This is a genomic window from uncultured Bifidobacterium sp., assembly GCF_963540075.1.
In the GTDB taxonomy this organism is placed as follows: Bacteria; Actinomycetota; Actinomycetes; order Actinomycetales; family Bifidobacteriaceae; genus Bifidobacterium.
In genome coordinates this window covers 15,942-30,105 of sequence record NZ_CAUTOG010000019.1, presented here as the reverse complement: position 1 = coordinate 30,105, position 14,164 = coordinate 15,942, and the positions used below count along the sequence as shown (strand labels likewise).

Here is a 14,164-nt window from a genome sequence, read left to right as displayed (position 1 = left end):
AGGAGGGCCAGCCGCCCTTCTCCGCGGCCGAGGCGTCCCAGTCCACGGTGAAGCGACGGTCGTCGGTCACGGGGTTCCCGTCGAAGTCCGTCACACTGACGCTGGATCCGCTGATGCACACCGCCTGATCCTGCCCAAGCTCCAGGGCTTCCTTCGTGTAGGCGATGAAGGCGGCCACATCGGAGCCGAGGAAGTTTTCGTCCTTGCCCAGTCCGACCACCAGCGGGGAATCATGGCGGGCGCCGACGACGATATCCGGCTGTCGTCTGTCGACGGCGAGGATGGTGAACGCGCCGGACAGCATCCGGGCCAGACGCCGCAGAGCCTCGAAGAGGTCCGGACGGCCGGTGTCGTCGATGATCTGGTTCGCGATCTTGCCCAGCAGCTTGGCGGCGACCTCGGTGTCCGTGCCCGAGGAGAAGGCGTAGCCTTCGGTCTGCAGATCGAACTTCAGCGAATTCGCATTCTCGATGATGCCGTTGTGGATGATGGCGATGCAGCCGTCGGCGCTGGTATGGGGATGCGCGTTGACGTCGTTGGGGGCGCCGTTCGTCGCCCAGCGCGTATGGCCGATGCCCACCGTGGCGTCGGGAAGGGGATGGACGGCCAGCTCCGCCTCCAGCCTGTCTAGCCGGCCCGCCTTCTTGCGCACGGCGACCTGCTCCATGCCGGGCGCGGCCAAGGCCACGCCAGCCGAATCATAGCCTCGGTACTCAAGACGCCTGAGACCCTGCATGCATACCTCAAGAGGCTTGCCGCAGGCGGTCCCCGCCCCGGCGTATCCCACGATTCCGCACATGGCCACCCAGTGTATGCGACGCGCATTGCGCCGATGGCGCAGGTCGGCCGACCTTTACATGACCCGCGAAAGCATGGGCGGCGGAACCACCCATCCGCTGTCACACGCATCCGGTCGCGCCAGTGGAGGAACGGGCGGGAGGAAACCGACACGGTCGAACCCATGCGGACGATGACGTGAGAAGGCCACCTCCACGAATCACGCCTTCGGGACGGTTCGGAGGATCGCGAACGGACGGACATCCCCTGCCAGGCAGCCGCTGCAGGGCCGCCACTACAGGACGTGGTGGAGGAAGTCCTGGAACCTCGGCTCGTTCGGCGAGTCGATGATCTCGGGTCCGCCGTGTTCGACGACGACGCCGCCGTCCATGAAGACCACCTGGTCCGCCACCTCTCGGGCGAAGCCGATCTCATGGGTGACGACGATCATCGTCATGCCTCCCTTCGCCAGCGAGCGCATGACGGCCAGGACCTCACCGACGAGTTCGGGATCGAGCGCCGAGGTGGGTTCGTCGAAAAGCATGATCTCGGGCTTCATCGCAAGGGCGCGGGCGATGGCCACGCGCTGCTGCTGCCCACCGGACAGCTGCATGGGGTAGTAGTCGAGACGGTCCGCGAGCCCGACGCGGCGGAGCTCCTCGGCCGCGAGCGTATGCGCCTCGGACCTCGGCTGGTGCAGGACGTGGACGGGCGCCTCCATGACGTTCTCGATGGCCGTCCTGTGGGGGAAGAGATTGAAACGCTGGAACACCATGCCGAGCTTCGCTCTCTGCCGCGCCACCTCGCGCTCGTTGAGGGTCTGGAGCATGTCCTGACCATGGCGCGTGATGTGTCTGTAGCCGATGAGCTCGCCGTCGACCTCGATGCTTCCTGCGGTGAGGGTCTCCAGTTGGTTGATAAGACGCAGGAAGGTGGATTTCCCGGAGCCGGAGGGCCCCAGAATCACGGTCACCGTCCCGGGCATGACGGTCATGTCGATGCCCTTGAGCACGTGCAGGCCGCCGAAGGCCTTGTGCACGCCCCTGGCCTTCACCGCCGGGAGCGTATCCGCCGACGAGAAAGATGCGGAATCGACCTGCGGATGGCCCGTCAGGGAATCGCCTGTTATGGAATCGCCTGTCATTCGTGTCCGCCTTCCCCTACGCGTTCAATCCGACGAAGGTGGCCTGGTTGGTCTTCCCCGTATCGTCATGCGGTTCGCCTTCGGTCTTTCCCGGCAGAGGCGCCTTGTCTCCTCGGGGGCCGACGGGTCGGGCGTCGAAGCCCTTGCCGAAATGCCGTTCGAGATAGGACTGCCCGACCATGAGGATCGTCGTGATCACGAGATACCAGATGCAGGCCACGATGAGCAGCGGAATGGGCTTGTAGATCCTGTTGGCGATGGCGTTCGTCGCGAACTGCAGCTCCAGGCTGAAGGGCACGGCCATGACGAGGGAGGTGGTCTTGAGCATGCCGATGGTCTCGTTGCCCGTTGGCGGCACGATGATGCGCATCGCCTGCGGCAGGATGATGCGTCGCATGATGAGAGTCCGCCTCATCCCCAGGGCCTTGGCGGCCTCGGCCTGGCCGGGATCGACGGCCTCGAGCCCGGCGCGGACGATCTCCGCGAGATAGGCGGCCTCGTTCAGGGCGAGACCGATCACGGCGGCCAGGAACCCGGGACGCACCACGTTGTTGAGGGTGTTGGTGTCCAGCGACCAGAACTCCACCGACGTGAAGGGGATGCCGAGCACGAAGCTGGGGACGAGCACGGCGAACAGGCCCCAGAAGATGAGCTGCGTGTACACGGGGGTGCCACGGAAGAACCAGATGTAGAACCAACTGACGCCCCGAAGGACGGGGTTGATGGACTTGCGCATGACCGCCAGAAGGACGGCGAGGACGATGGCGATGAGCATGGAGGCCACCGTGAGGACCAGCGTCCAGCCGATGCCGGCGAGGACGTTCTCGTTGAAGAGATACTTCCAGACCGTCGGCCAGTCAAGACGCTCGTTCGTGACCATCCCCTGGATGAGCATCAGGGCGAGGAGAGCGACGATGACCCCTGCCACGACCGACCCGGGGCGCCGCACGGGAAGCGCCTCGATCCTTTCGGGGATGTCCTCGTCGAGCGCGTCCCCGTCTTTTCGGGCCATGTCCTGCCGCCTTCCTGCGTGAATTCATGCCAGCGCCCCAAGAGACACGTCAGCGGCGCCACGCTTGCGCCAGGGGGAGCGCGCTGACGTGTCCGTCAGTTGACGATATCTCAGTCGTCGACGGACGGATTGATCTCCGCCGTGTCGATGGCTCCTGAGGATACGCCCCAGGTGTCGAGGATCTTCTTGTAGGTACCGTCGTCAATCAGCTTCTGAAGAGCCTTCTGGACGGCCTTCGCGGTCGCCGAATCGCCCTTCTTGATGGCCACGGCCTCCGGCGCCACGCCTGTTTCGTCGCCCAGGGCCTCAAGCTCGTCACCGGTCTGCTTGATCGCATAGCCCGCGACGGGCGAATCGGCGTAGAACACCGCGGCCTTGCCGGTCGCGACAGCGGTCGTCACGTCCGTCTGCATCTTGTAGGACTGGATGGTGATCGCCGACTTCCCGGCCTTCGTGCAGGCCTTGGTGTCGGTGTTCACCTCCTCCTCCTGGGTGGTGCCGGTCTGGACGGCGACCGTCACGCCGCACAGGTCTGAGGTGTCCACCTTGTCGGGGTTGTCCTTCTTGACGACGAAGGTCGATCCTGCCTTGAAGTAGGTGACGAAATCGACGGCCTCCATGCGGTCCTTGGTCACGGTGAAGGACGAGATGCCGATGTCGTACTTGCTTCCCACGGACGGCAGTATCGAGTCGAAGGTCGAGGAGACCGTGTCCGCCTTGAGCCCGAACACCGCCGCAAGCGCCTTGGTCAGGTCGACGTCGTACCCCACCGGCGTCTTGCCGTCGTCGGCAAGGAACTCGGCAGGCGCATAGGAGGTATCCGTGCCGACGGTCAGGGTTCCGTCCTTGGTGACGGAGGACGGCAGCAGCGCGGCGATGGAGGAGTCCTTCTTCACCGAGCTGGTGTCGTACCCCTGCGTCGTGGAGGAGGACCCCGAGCCCGAGGAGGAACTCGAAGAGCTCGAATCGCTGGTGCCGCATGCGGCCATGGACACGAGCATCGCCGAACCAGCGACGATGGCCGCCGCCGCCCGCAAACGAGTGAACGTCATGATGGACCTTTCTTCTCTCTCACGGGCCGACGACCGATCGCGCGCCCCATGTACCCGGGACACTAGGGACGCCATGCTACGACCAGGTAACCAGCGTCCACGGCAGGGCCGTCGACTCAGGATGAGGATTCCAGATTCCTCATACGCATCGCGCGCTGCGCCTCTCTGAGGTCCTGCCGTTCGCGAAGCGCCTGACGTTTGTCGTACTCGCGTCTGCCTCGCGCCACCGCGACATCGGCCTTGACGCGTCCGTCCTTGAAATAGAGGCTCAGAGGAATGATCGTGACGCCTTTGGCCTCGGCCTGTCTCGAGATTCTGCCGATCTGGGAGCGGTGAAGCAGCAGCTTGCGCTTGCGTTTGGGGGCGTGGTTGTTCCATGTGCCGTTGAGATATTCGGGGATGGTGGCTCCCTCGAGCCACATCTCCCCATGCCGGTCGATGGACACGAAGGACTCCGCGAGGGAGGCGTGCCCCTCGCGCAGCGACTTGACCTCGGTTCCCGTCAGGGCGATGCCGGCCTCGAGGTGGTCGAGGATGTCGTAGTCATGGCGCGCCCGGCGATTCTGGGCGATGGTCACGGTCCCCTGCTCCTTGGTCATCCCTGTCAGCGACCTTCCTGTATTCGTATGTACGGCTCCGAGGCCTCCCTGTCGCATTCCGTCCGATCCCCCGGTCCTCAGTGGCGGGTCCCTCGACGTCCCCGGCGTTCAGTAGTGGATGTACCAGTAGCTGCCAGGATTGACGATGGTCTGATACGACGGGTTGTTGGTCTTCGATCCACCCTCGGAGATGTAGATCGTGCCGTTGGAGAACACGGCTTCGACGACGGCCACATGTCCGGCTGTCGCACTGGCATACCACGTATACGTCGTGCCGATCACCGCCTGGCCTGCGGCCACCACCATCACCGCACCGACATGGGGGGTGCGGTTCACGAGGTATCCCAGCGCCCTGGCGCTGGACGCCCACTGGGCGCCGTTCCCCAGATACGAGCCGACGGGCAGCCCCATGCTGGTCCTGCGGATGTACGCCCATCTGGTGCACTGACCGGTGGGGTACGACGTCCCCGTCCCCGTGTTCCCCGTGGCATGCCCGTAGCAGTAGGACGCTCCCGCGGCGCAGTTCCCGGGAACCGAGTAGCTCATCCCTGACGCCCCTGAGGAGGAGGACGACGAGGACGAACCGCCAGAGCTGGATGTCTTCGAAGAAGAGGAGGAAGAAGAACGGGAAGAACGGCCTGATGAGGAGGACGTCTTTGAGGAGGAAGAGGAAGACGAGGACGAGGACGTCTGCTGGCTTCCCCCTGAGCTGGGATCGGCCTGGGCCGCCGCTGCCTCGGCGGCGAGCTTCTGGTTGTTGGCGTCGATCTCGGACTTCATCTCGACTATCTGGGCGGCCTGCTTCGCCGCCGCCGTCGTGAGGCTCCCCTTCTGCTGCTGCAGCTGCGCGCGGGCCGCGGTTCCCTTCTCGCGCAGAGCGGCAAGACTGGCCTTCTTGGCCTGAGCAGCCTGGACCGCCTTCTGAGCCTCAGCCGCCTGTTCGTCCTGCTGCCGCTTGAGTTCGGCGATCTGCTTCTCGATGGAAGCCAGACGCTGCTTTCGGTTCATGGATGTATTGAGCGTTCCGGCCGCGTCGGAGGCGGCTTCGGCCTCCGTCCTCGTCACCGCGGCCTCAGCCTGCATCTTGTCGACGAAATCCGTCACCGTGCTGGAATCCGTCGCCACGGTGAGGGTCTCCGACGCGTCCGACCCATGGAAGCTGCCTCGTGCCAGCTGTGCGACCGCCTCCTTCGCATCGTCGTAGTCGATGCCGGTCTGACGAATCTTCTCCTCCAGCTGGGTCTTGTCGTCCTCGGCGGCCTTGAGCCGTTCAGCGGTGGCCGCCGCCTGGCTTTGCGCCTGCTCGGCGGCGTCCTCCGCCGTCGACAGGGCCTCCTCGGCGGCGGGTATCTGGTTGTCCGTCAGATCGTTGAGCTCGAGAATCTGATTCGCCAACGCCGAACTGACGCCCGACAGCTGCTTCTTCAGATCCGCCTGATCCTGGACCTTCTGCTGATACTCCTGCGTGCTGGGAACGGCCTGAGCGATCGTCCCACCCGTCGTCGTCACCGCCACCATCGACCCCAGAAGCGTGGAGAATGCGAGAAGAAGCCCAAGCGTGGCCTTCACGCGCCTGACATGCCTCATTGTCTCTTGCCTTTCGTCGGTCGTGAGACCCCATTGTACAGGTCTCGCAATAACACCGGACGAGCCTTCGTCAGACCCTGAGATACCTCCGCAGGGACACGGCCGAAGCCACCGCCGACAGCAGCATCGCCCCGCCCACGACGGCCGGCGCGATGAGCAGCAGGGTTCCCTGGTCGACGAAGGGTATCCACTGCACGCTCTGGGAGATCCAGTCGGTGATGAACACCTTGATCACGACGCTCAGCGCACCCACGGCAAGCAGGGACCCCACCATCGAGGCGAGCACGCCCTCAAGGATGAACGGCAGCCGGATCGTCCAGTTGGAGGCCCCCACAAGCCGCATGATCTCGGTCTCATTGCGTCGGGACGCCGCGCTCATGCGTATGGTCGTGCCCGTCAGCAGGATGGCGACCAGCACCATCACCACCGCCAGGACGATGGTCACCGCAGTGGCCCTGTTAAGGATCCGGAAGATGGGGTCGAAGATCTGTCGCTGATCGACGACCTCCTCGACCCCGTCGCGGCCCGACAGCACCTCGGAGACCTCCTGGTACTTGGTGGGGTCGGTGAGCTTGAGCCGCAGGGAGTCCTGCATGTCGGCCGCCGTCAGCGTGCGCCCCTGATACACGCCGCCCGGATACTGCTTGAGGAAGGTGTTCCTGTAGAAATCCTCCCGGCTTTCGTAGGTGATCTTCGACACCACGCCGTTGAGCTCGTCGTTGATCGTCTCCTCGAGGTCGACGACCTCCGATTTGGTAGGCGCCTTCCCCGACGCGCATGTCGCCGCCGTGCTCGTGCCGTCAGGGCAGAGCCAGACGACGACCTCGACCTTGTCATACCAGTCCCCCTTCGCCTTGACGATCTGCAGCTGAAGCAGACCCGAGGCTCCGATGAAGAGGAAGGATATGAAGGTCACCAGGGTCACGGACAGGACCATGGGGATGTTCCTGGTGAAGCTGGTCCAGATCTCGGACAGAACGAATCTCAGTCTCATCGCCGGGCCTCCCTGGGCGTCTCATCCGCGGGCTTCGGGGCATGGGCGCCGACGTCCTCATCCGAGCCCTCCCGCGACGGTGGCGCGGGAGGGACCAGAAGATCCGTGACCTGGTCCCTCTCGGCTGACGTGACGGAATCATGGGGGACATCTCCCCGAGGGACGTCTGCCCGGACCTTGGAGGATGCGGACGATGGTCCGGAGACGACTGGCTCCCCGGCGTTCGGGGTATCGGCCGATGCCGCATCGGCGACCGCGTCATCGTCGTTCCTGACCGGGATGACCCGGGATCCGACGGATGTCCCTTCATCCGTGCGGTCCGAGTCGGTCGGGACGGATCCGGAGGTCTGCTCCACCAGACCGCGTCCCCACGTCATGGTCGTTTCGGCGGACTGAAACGCCTGTCCATAGCGTCCCGTGCGCCCTGAATGCACCGCCGTGGCCAGACGGGCGATCCCATCGTCCCCTCCGACCCCTCCCGTGGCCGGCAGCACGCCATGAACGCCCGCGGACACCGGCGTGGGCGCGGCCGCCCCATCGGGATAGTAGAGGGAGGAATCATAGGACCCGTTCCTCTCGTCGCGCACGATGGAGCCCTCATGGAGCTCGACGACCCGTTTGCGCATGGAGTTGACGATCTCCTCATTATGGGTGGCCATGACGATGGTCGTTCCGGACCGGTTGATCGCGTCCAGCACCTCCATGATCCCCAGGGAGGTCGTCGGGTCGAGGTTGCCGGTGGGCTCGTCCGCGAGCAGAATCTGCGGATGATTGACGTAGGCCCGGGCTATGGCGACGCGCTGCGCCTCGCCGCCCGACAGCTCGTGCGGATAGCTGCGCTCCTTGCCGGTGAGACCCACGGTGTCGAGCACCTTGGGCACCAGCGCGCGGATGGTGGCGCGGTTCGCGCCGATCACCTCGAGGGCGAAGGCGACGTTCTGCCACACCGTCTTGTTGTTCAGCAGCTTGTAGTCCTGGAACACGAACCCCAGGGACCTGCGGTAGTGGGGAACCTGACGGCTCGTCAGCCGCCTCAGGTCGTTGCCCGCCACATGGATCTCGCCGCCCGTGGCCTCCTCCTCACGCAGCAGCAGACTGAGCAGGGTGGTTTTCCCGGATCCGGATGCGCCGACGAGGAAGACGAAATCCCCTCTGTCGACGTGGAGGGTAATCCGCTCCAGCGCGGGACGCGTTCCCCGCGGATAGACCTTGGAGACCTCGTCGAGGGCGATCAGCGCCATGGATGCAGTCCTTTCCCTGTGGACCCGTCAGTCCTTCATCGGTGCGGCATCGGTCATTTCGGCCGCCTTCTCGCGCTTCTGCTCATGCCTCCAGCGGATGCCCGCCTCGATGAAGCCGTCGATGTCCCCGTCGAAGACCGCCTGCGTCTGGGAGGTCTCGTAGCCGGTGCGCAGATCCTTGACCATCTGGTAGGGATGAAGCACGTACGAGCGCATCTGGTCGCCCCAGCTGGCCTTGATGTCGCCGGCGAGCTCCTTCTTCTTGCGGGCCTCCTCCTCATGCCGCAGCACGAGGAGACGGGACTGCAGAACGGCCATGGCGGCCGCCCGGTTCTGGATCTGGCTGCGCTCGTCCTGCATGGTCACGACGATTCCCGTGGGGAAATGCGTGATGCGCACGGCGGAGTACGTCGTGTTCACCCCCTGCCCTCCGGGACCCGAGGAGCAGTAGGTGTCCAGACGAATATCCGAATCCGGGATGTCGATGTGGTCCGTGGCCTCGACCAGGGGGACGACCTCGACCGCGGCGAAGCTCGTCTGTCTGCGTCCCTGATTGTCGAAGGGCGAGATGCGCACGAGTCGATGGGTGCCGCCCTCCACGGACAGACGGCCGTACGCGTAGGGGGCGTCGACCCGGAACGTGGCCGACTTTATTCCCGCCTCCTCGGCGTAGGAGGTGTCCATCATCGTCGTGCGATACCCGTGGCGCTCGGCCCAGCGCAGATACATGCGCAGCAGCATCTGGGCGAAGTCGGCGGCATCCACGCCGCCGGCGCCCGAACGGATCGTGACGACGGCCGACCGCGCGTCGTATTCGCCGTCGAGGAGGGTCTGCACCTCCATGTCGGACAGATCCTTGCCGATGGCTTCGATCTCCCCCTGCGCCTCGTCCAGGGACTCCTCGTCGGACTCCTCCTGACCGAGCTCGACCAGGGTGCGGACGTCCTCGACGCGATGGCCGAGATCGTCGATTCGGCGCAGCTGGGACTGAGCCGCGGACAGTCGCGTGGTGATCTTCTGCGCGGTGTCCGGATCATCCCACAGACCCGGTTCGGACGCCTTGCGCTCGAGCTCGGCGATGCGCGCGCGCAGCGCATCGGTATCCAGTGCCTTGGACAGAAGCCCGTACTTGTCATCGATGCGCGCCAGAGCCTGCGCATAGTCGTATTCAGCCATTGCCACCACCATAATCCATCGTCATTGATACGTCGTTCCCGGCATCGGGCATCCCATCGTCATCGGGACGCCGATGGCGCAGCCGTTTCTCCATGCATGCGCGATGTCGTCATACGGTCGTCATAACCCCGTGGACAGAGCGGGAATCACCACGGCGAGGAACATCGAGGCCACCACCACGATGCCGACCACCCGCGCGACAAGCGTCCGGCGACGCTCACGCCGCCGCCTCGCATCCTCCTGGTCGCCGCTCACGGGCCCCCATCCTACCGCACCCGTCCGTCATTCCGGGCTGGGGAGACGAACGCCGCCCAGGGCGCAACGCCACCGCGCGGAGGCGACCGGGCACCGACGAGAGGGCCCGCCTCGACGACGCGCCTCGGACGGCCTGCGGCGCTACAGTTGTGGCGTCGGCGAGGACGACGACGCACCCCTCGGCATTGCCTCGGACATCCCGCGGGAACGCGTCCCGGACATCAGGGAAGGATGACGCCATGAGCGAATCGTTGAACGGAAGACGGGCATGGGGATGGGGTCTGGCCTCCGTGGACTCCGGGGGCAGGACCCTGGACGCGTGGTATCCCGATCCCCGGATCGGCGAGGCGCCCGACCCGCAGTCACACCCGAATCCCGGCTTCGGCCCGCTCGTGCACGAGGAGCCCGACGCCCGAGGCGTCAGACGCGTGCCCGTGTTCACGATCTGCGATCTGGACTCCCCCATCCTCGATGCCGCCGACGGGTATCTCCGCCTGCACCTTCTGAGCCTGCGCCTTGCCGAGCCGAACACCCTGAATCTCGACGGCATCTTCGAGAGGCTGACGACGGTGGTCTGGACGGACCGCGGACCCTTCGCCGTGGAGGACTTCCCACTGCGTCGCCGGCAGGTCATCGAGGCGGAATCCCGTTCCGGGATCGCGGCCCCCGGGGTCACCGTGCTCTCCGTGGACAAGTTCCCGCGCATGGTCGACTACGTCGTCCCCGAAGGCGTCCGCATCGGCGACGCGGACCGCATCCGCCTCGGGGCGTATCTGTCTCCCGGCACGACGGTGATGCACGCCGGATTCGTCAACTTCAACGCCGGGACGCTGGGGGTGTCGATGGTCGAGGGACGCATCTCGCAGGGGGTCGTCGTGGGGAACGGCTCGGACATCGGCGGCGGATCCTCCATCATGGGCACGCTGTCCGGCGGCGGACGCCTGCGCAACTCCATCGGCGAGCGCAGCCTGCTGGGAGCCAACGCCGGCATCGGCATCTCCCTCGGCGACGACTGCGTCGTCGAGGCCGGCCTCTACGTGACCGCCGGGACGAAGATCACCATCCACGACAAGGCCCGCATCGAGGCCGGAAGGCCGCTTCAGGTGGTCAAGGGCGCTGAGCTCAGCGGCAGGGACAACATCCTCTTCCTGCGCAACTCGGTGACCGGGGCCATCGAGGCGCGTCACCGCAAGCTCGGAATCGCGCTCAACGCGAGTCTGCACAGCAACAACTAGACGCACAGGCAGAACCGTCGGACGGGCCGAAACGCCTCGGCCCCATGGTTCCTGCGCGACGGTCGGACGCGCGGACTCTCCCCCTAGCCGCGCCGGTCCATCGGTATGTAGTCCCGTCTGGGTTCGCCGGTGTACACCTGGCGCGGTCTGCCGATCTTCGTCTTGGGGTCCGAGAGCATCTCGCGGTACTGGGCGATCCATCCGGGGATGCGGCCCAGAGCGAAAAGCGTGGTGAACATGGCCGGGTCGAAACCGATCGACCGGTAGATAAGGCCGGTGTAGAAGTCGACGTTCGGATACAGATGACGGGAAACGAAGTAGTCGTCGTTCATGGCGATCTTCTCAAGCTCCGTGGCCACGCCGAAAAGCGCGCGTTCGTCCTCGGGAAGTCGCGAGGTGTCCTCGCGCTCCATGATCATCTCCAGATACTTGCGGGCGATGGCGGCACGGGGGTCGTAGGACTTGTAGACGCGATGCCCCAGTCCGGAGATGCGCACGCCGTTGGCCTTGGACCACTCCACGAATTCCTTGACCGACTTCCCTGAATCCCGGATGGCCTTGAGCTGCCGGAGGACCGCCTCGTTCGCCCCCCCGTGCAGTGGGCCGGAGAGGGCGTTGATGCCGGCGGCGATGGCCGAATAGAGGCTCGCATGCGCGCTGCCGGCGATCCGCACCACGGACGTGGAGCAGTTTTGTTCGTGGTCGGCGTGGATGATGAGCAGACGTCCCAGGGCATGCACGTACAGGGGATCGGATTCGAAGGGCTCGTAGGGCACCGCGAAGCACATGCGCAGAAAGTCGTCGACGTAACCGCGCGAATAGTCGGGGAAGAGCATGGGTTCGTCGCGTCTCCGCCGAAAGATGTAGCTGACGATGGTCCGGGCCTTCGCCATGATGATGGTGGCCGCCTCGTCGAGCTGGTCGGAATCGGACACGTCGTTCGTGTCCGGATAGAAGGTCGCCAGGGCGTTGACCGCCGAAGCGAGCATGCTCATGGGATGCGCGCTGCGCGGGAACGATCCCATGAACGTGCGGAAGTCCTCACCGACCATCGTGCGGTGGTTGACGGCCGAGCAGAAACGGTCGTACTGCTCCTGGGTGGGAAGCTCTCCATGACGCAGCAGCCAGGCGACCTCGAGGAAGTCGGACTTCTCGCAGAGCTGCTCGATCGGATAGCCGCGGTATCGGAGAATCGAGTTCGCCCCATCGATATAGGTAATCTTCGATTCACATTGGGCCGTCGTCAGAAAGCCGGGGTCGAGGGTGACCCAGCCGTCGTTGCGAAGGCCGGATACCACGATGCCGTCCGGCCCGTCGGTGGCCTTGACGACCGGAAGAGAGAACGTGTTCGAATCCACCTCGAGATGGGCCGTCGCCATATGATCGCTCCCCTTTCGTACTTCATCACCGTGATCGGCATCACGGTCGTCCGTCATCCGATTGTCGTCCGATATCCGATGGATGCCATGTCGAGACATCCCGTCTCCTCCGTACCGGGATCCCCGGCCTCTTCGCGGCCGGCCCCATGGAGGCCGTCCGGGCTGTCCGCGCGCGCCAAATTCCTCAGTCCCTCGTCGTGAGGATGACGGGTCCGCCTTCGGTGATGGCGATCGTATGCTCCGTATGCGCCCCTCGCGAGCCGTCGGAGGAACGCAGGGTCCATCCGTCCTTCGGATCCTGGTAGATCTCGTCGGTGGTGGCCATGAACCATGGCTCGATCGCGATGACCAGGCCCGGACGCAGCCTGTAGCCGTGATGCGCGCGCCCGTCGTTCGCCACATGCGGGTCGCCGTGCATGACATGGCCGACTCCATGACCCCCGAACTCGACGTTCACGGTGTATCCCTGCGAGCGCGCCACGTCGCCGACGGCCGCGGACACGTCGCCGAGCCTGTTGCCGGGCTGCGCCTGGCCGATTCCGGCGGCGAGGGCGTCCTCCGTGCATCTGATGAGACGCAGGTCCTCGGGGTCGGGATCGTCACCGACGACGAAGCTGATGGCCGAGTCGCCGACCCATCCGTCCACGCTGATCGCGAGGTCGAGACTGACCAGATCCCCGTCCCTGAGCGTGTAGTCGTACGGGACGCCGTGCAGGACGGCGTCGTTGACGGAGATGCAGATGTAGTGGGCGAAGGGGCCGGTGCCGAAGTCCGGAGCGTAGTCGACGTAGCAGGATTCCGCTCCCTTGCGGCTTTCGATGCGACGACGCACGTAGTCGTCGATGTCCAGCAGATTGGTGCCGACCTTGGTGCGGGTCCTGAGCTCCTTGAGTATGGACCCGACGAAGCGTCCGGCGGGCTTCATCTCCTCAATCTCCGAGGGTGTTTTCAGTTCGATCATGGCCATCACCCTAGTGGTTCGGGCGAACAAGCGAAGGACGGCGTCCGTCCCTCGGTCCCCTGAGAATCGGCGGATACCCCGGGTCCGGATATGACTCAGGAAACGAACACTCTCAGCGCGAGGCGCGGCCGAAGGTGAAGGCCCTCGCCAGGGCCATCACGCCCAGCACGGCGAGAGCGGCCCCGGCGAAGACCACGAGCGTCCCCGTGGACGAGACGGGGAAGACGAGGACGAGAATTCCGGCGACAAGCGACAAAAGGCCATAGGCCACCGCCCATCCCGATCGCGTGGTCCTCCAGGACTCCGCCAGGGCGACGACGCCCTCCATCATCCAGCCGATGCCGATCGTCACCGTGACGAGGATGGCAAGCACGGCCGCCGACAGCGTCGCGTTCCTCAGCATCACGATGCCTCCGACGGAGAGCATCACCCCGACGAGGATGTCGAGGACACGCCATCCTGCGGGAAGACCGAGCTCCACGATGGCGCTCACGATGCGGACCACGCCGGAGACGAGAAAGTAGATGCCCAGCAGCACGGCCACGACGGCCAGCGTGCGCACCGGCCAGAACAGCAGGGCGATGCCGAGTAGCACCGCGGCAAGACCGAGCAGCGCGTATCCTGCTCGAATGGCGTTCCTGGCCCTGGTGGTCAGCAGCTCCTCGATGAGGCGGAAGGGGCCGGCGTCGGATCTCACGTCGCCCATTCGTGGTTCGTCATCGTTCATCGTCCTGCGTTCCTTCCTGGGACTC

12 protein-coding genes and 2 pseudogenes are annotated in these 14,164 nt (G+C 65.3%); 1 reads left to right on the top strand and 13 read right to left on the bottom strand.

The window, feature by feature from the left end:
• From RWX87_RS03795 to RWX87_RS03750, 10 genes and pseudogenes are all read right to left on the bottom strand, one after another.
• Positions 1-799: pseudogene (locus tag RWX87_RS03795) on the bottom strand (glutamine--fructose-6-phosphate transaminase (isomerizing)); the annotation flags it as partial.
• A 273-nt stretch (positions 800-1,072) separates the two neighbouring features.
• Complete coding sequence (locus RWX87_RS03790) at positions 1,073-1,921, bottom strand: amino acid ABC transporter ATP-binding protein (RefSeq protein WP_314687109.1); 849 nt, start codon at positions 1,919-1,921, stop codon at positions 1,073-1,075.
• Positions 1,922-1,937: 16 nt separating this feature from the next.
• The gene (locus tag RWX87_RS03785; RefSeq protein WP_314687107.1) at positions 1,938-2,933 is read right to left on the bottom strand and encodes an amino acid ABC transporter permease; all 996 of its coding nucleotides are present in this window, start codon (positions 2,931-2,933) and stop codon (positions 1,938-1,940) included.
• Positions 2,934-3,043: 110 nt separating this feature from the next.
• Positions 3,044-3,985: an ABC transporter substrate-binding protein gene (locus tag RWX87_RS03780; protein ID WP_314687105.1), complete on the bottom strand. Its 942-nt coding sequence runs from the start codon at positions 3,983-3,985 to the stop codon at positions 3,044-3,046.
• A gap of 116 nt (positions 3,986-4,101) precedes the next feature.
• Entirely contained in the window at positions 4,102-4,584 is a 483-nt protein-coding gene (gene smpB, locus RWX87_RS03775) for an SsrA-binding protein SmpB (protein ID WP_314687103.1), read from the bottom strand.
• A 108-nt stretch (positions 4,585-4,692) separates the two neighbouring features.
• The gene (locus tag RWX87_RS03770; protein ID WP_314687100.1) at positions 4,693-6,171 is read right to left on the bottom strand and encodes a CHAP domain-containing protein; all 1,479 of its coding nucleotides are present in this window, start codon (positions 6,169-6,171) and stop codon (positions 4,693-4,695) included.
• 70 nt (positions 6,172-6,241) lie between these two features.
• Positions 6,242-7,165 (bottom strand): permease-like cell division protein FtsX, encoded by a 924-nt coding sequence (gene ftsX, locus RWX87_RS03765; protein WP_314687098.1) that lies wholly within the window; start codon positions 7,163-7,165, stop codon positions 6,242-6,244.
• Positions 7,162-8,406, bottom strand: a complete 1,245-nt coding sequence (gene ftsE / locus RWX87_RS03760) for a cell division ATP-binding protein FtsE (RefSeq protein ID WP_314687096.1) — start codon at positions 8,404-8,406, stop codon at positions 7,162-7,164. The genes ftsX and ftsE overlap by 4 nt, the downstream gene beginning before the upstream one ends.
• Before the next feature lie 27 nt (positions 8,407-8,433).
• Positions 8,434-9,582 (bottom strand): peptide chain release factor 2, encoded by a 1,149-nt coding sequence (gene prfB, locus RWX87_RS03755; RefSeq protein WP_314687111.1) that lies wholly within the window; start codon positions 9,580-9,582, stop codon positions 8,434-8,436.
• 120 nt (positions 9,583-9,702) lie between these two features.
• Entirely contained in the window at positions 9,703-9,837 is a 135-nt protein-coding gene (locus RWX87_RS03750) for a hypothetical protein (protein WP_314687093.1), read from the bottom strand.
• A 239-nt stretch (positions 9,838-10,076) separates the two neighbouring features.
• Between RWX87_RS03750 and dapD the strand changes: the two genes are divergently transcribed.
• On the top strand, positions 10,077-11,072 hold the full coding sequence (gene dapD / locus RWX87_RS03745) for a 2,3,4,5-tetrahydropyridine-2,6-dicarboxylate N-succinyltransferase (RefSeq protein WP_314687091.1): 996 nt from the start codon (positions 10,077-10,079) through the stop codon (positions 11,070-11,072).
• An 83-nt stretch (positions 11,073-11,155) separates the two neighbouring features.
• Here dapD and RWX87_RS03740 read toward each other — a convergent pair whose 3' ends face one another.
• From RWX87_RS03740 to RWX87_RS03730, 3 genes and pseudogenes are all read right to left on the bottom strand, one after another.
• Positions 11,156-12,451 (bottom strand): citrate synthase, encoded by a 1,296-nt coding sequence (locus tag RWX87_RS03740; protein WP_314687088.1) that lies wholly within the window; start codon positions 12,449-12,451, stop codon positions 11,156-11,158.
• Positions 12,452-12,635: 184 nt separating this feature from the next.
• On the bottom strand, positions 12,636-13,412 hold the full coding sequence (gene map / locus RWX87_RS03735; RefSeq protein ID WP_314687086.1) for a type I methionyl aminopeptidase: 777 nt from the start codon (positions 13,410-13,412) through the stop codon (positions 12,636-12,638).
• 112 nt (positions 13,413-13,524) lie between these two features.
• Positions 13,525-14,100 (bottom strand): annotated as a pseudogene (locus RWX87_RS03730) (HdeD family acid-resistance protein); the annotation flags it as partial.
• Between the last annotated feature and the right edge of the window lie 64 nt (positions 14,101-14,164).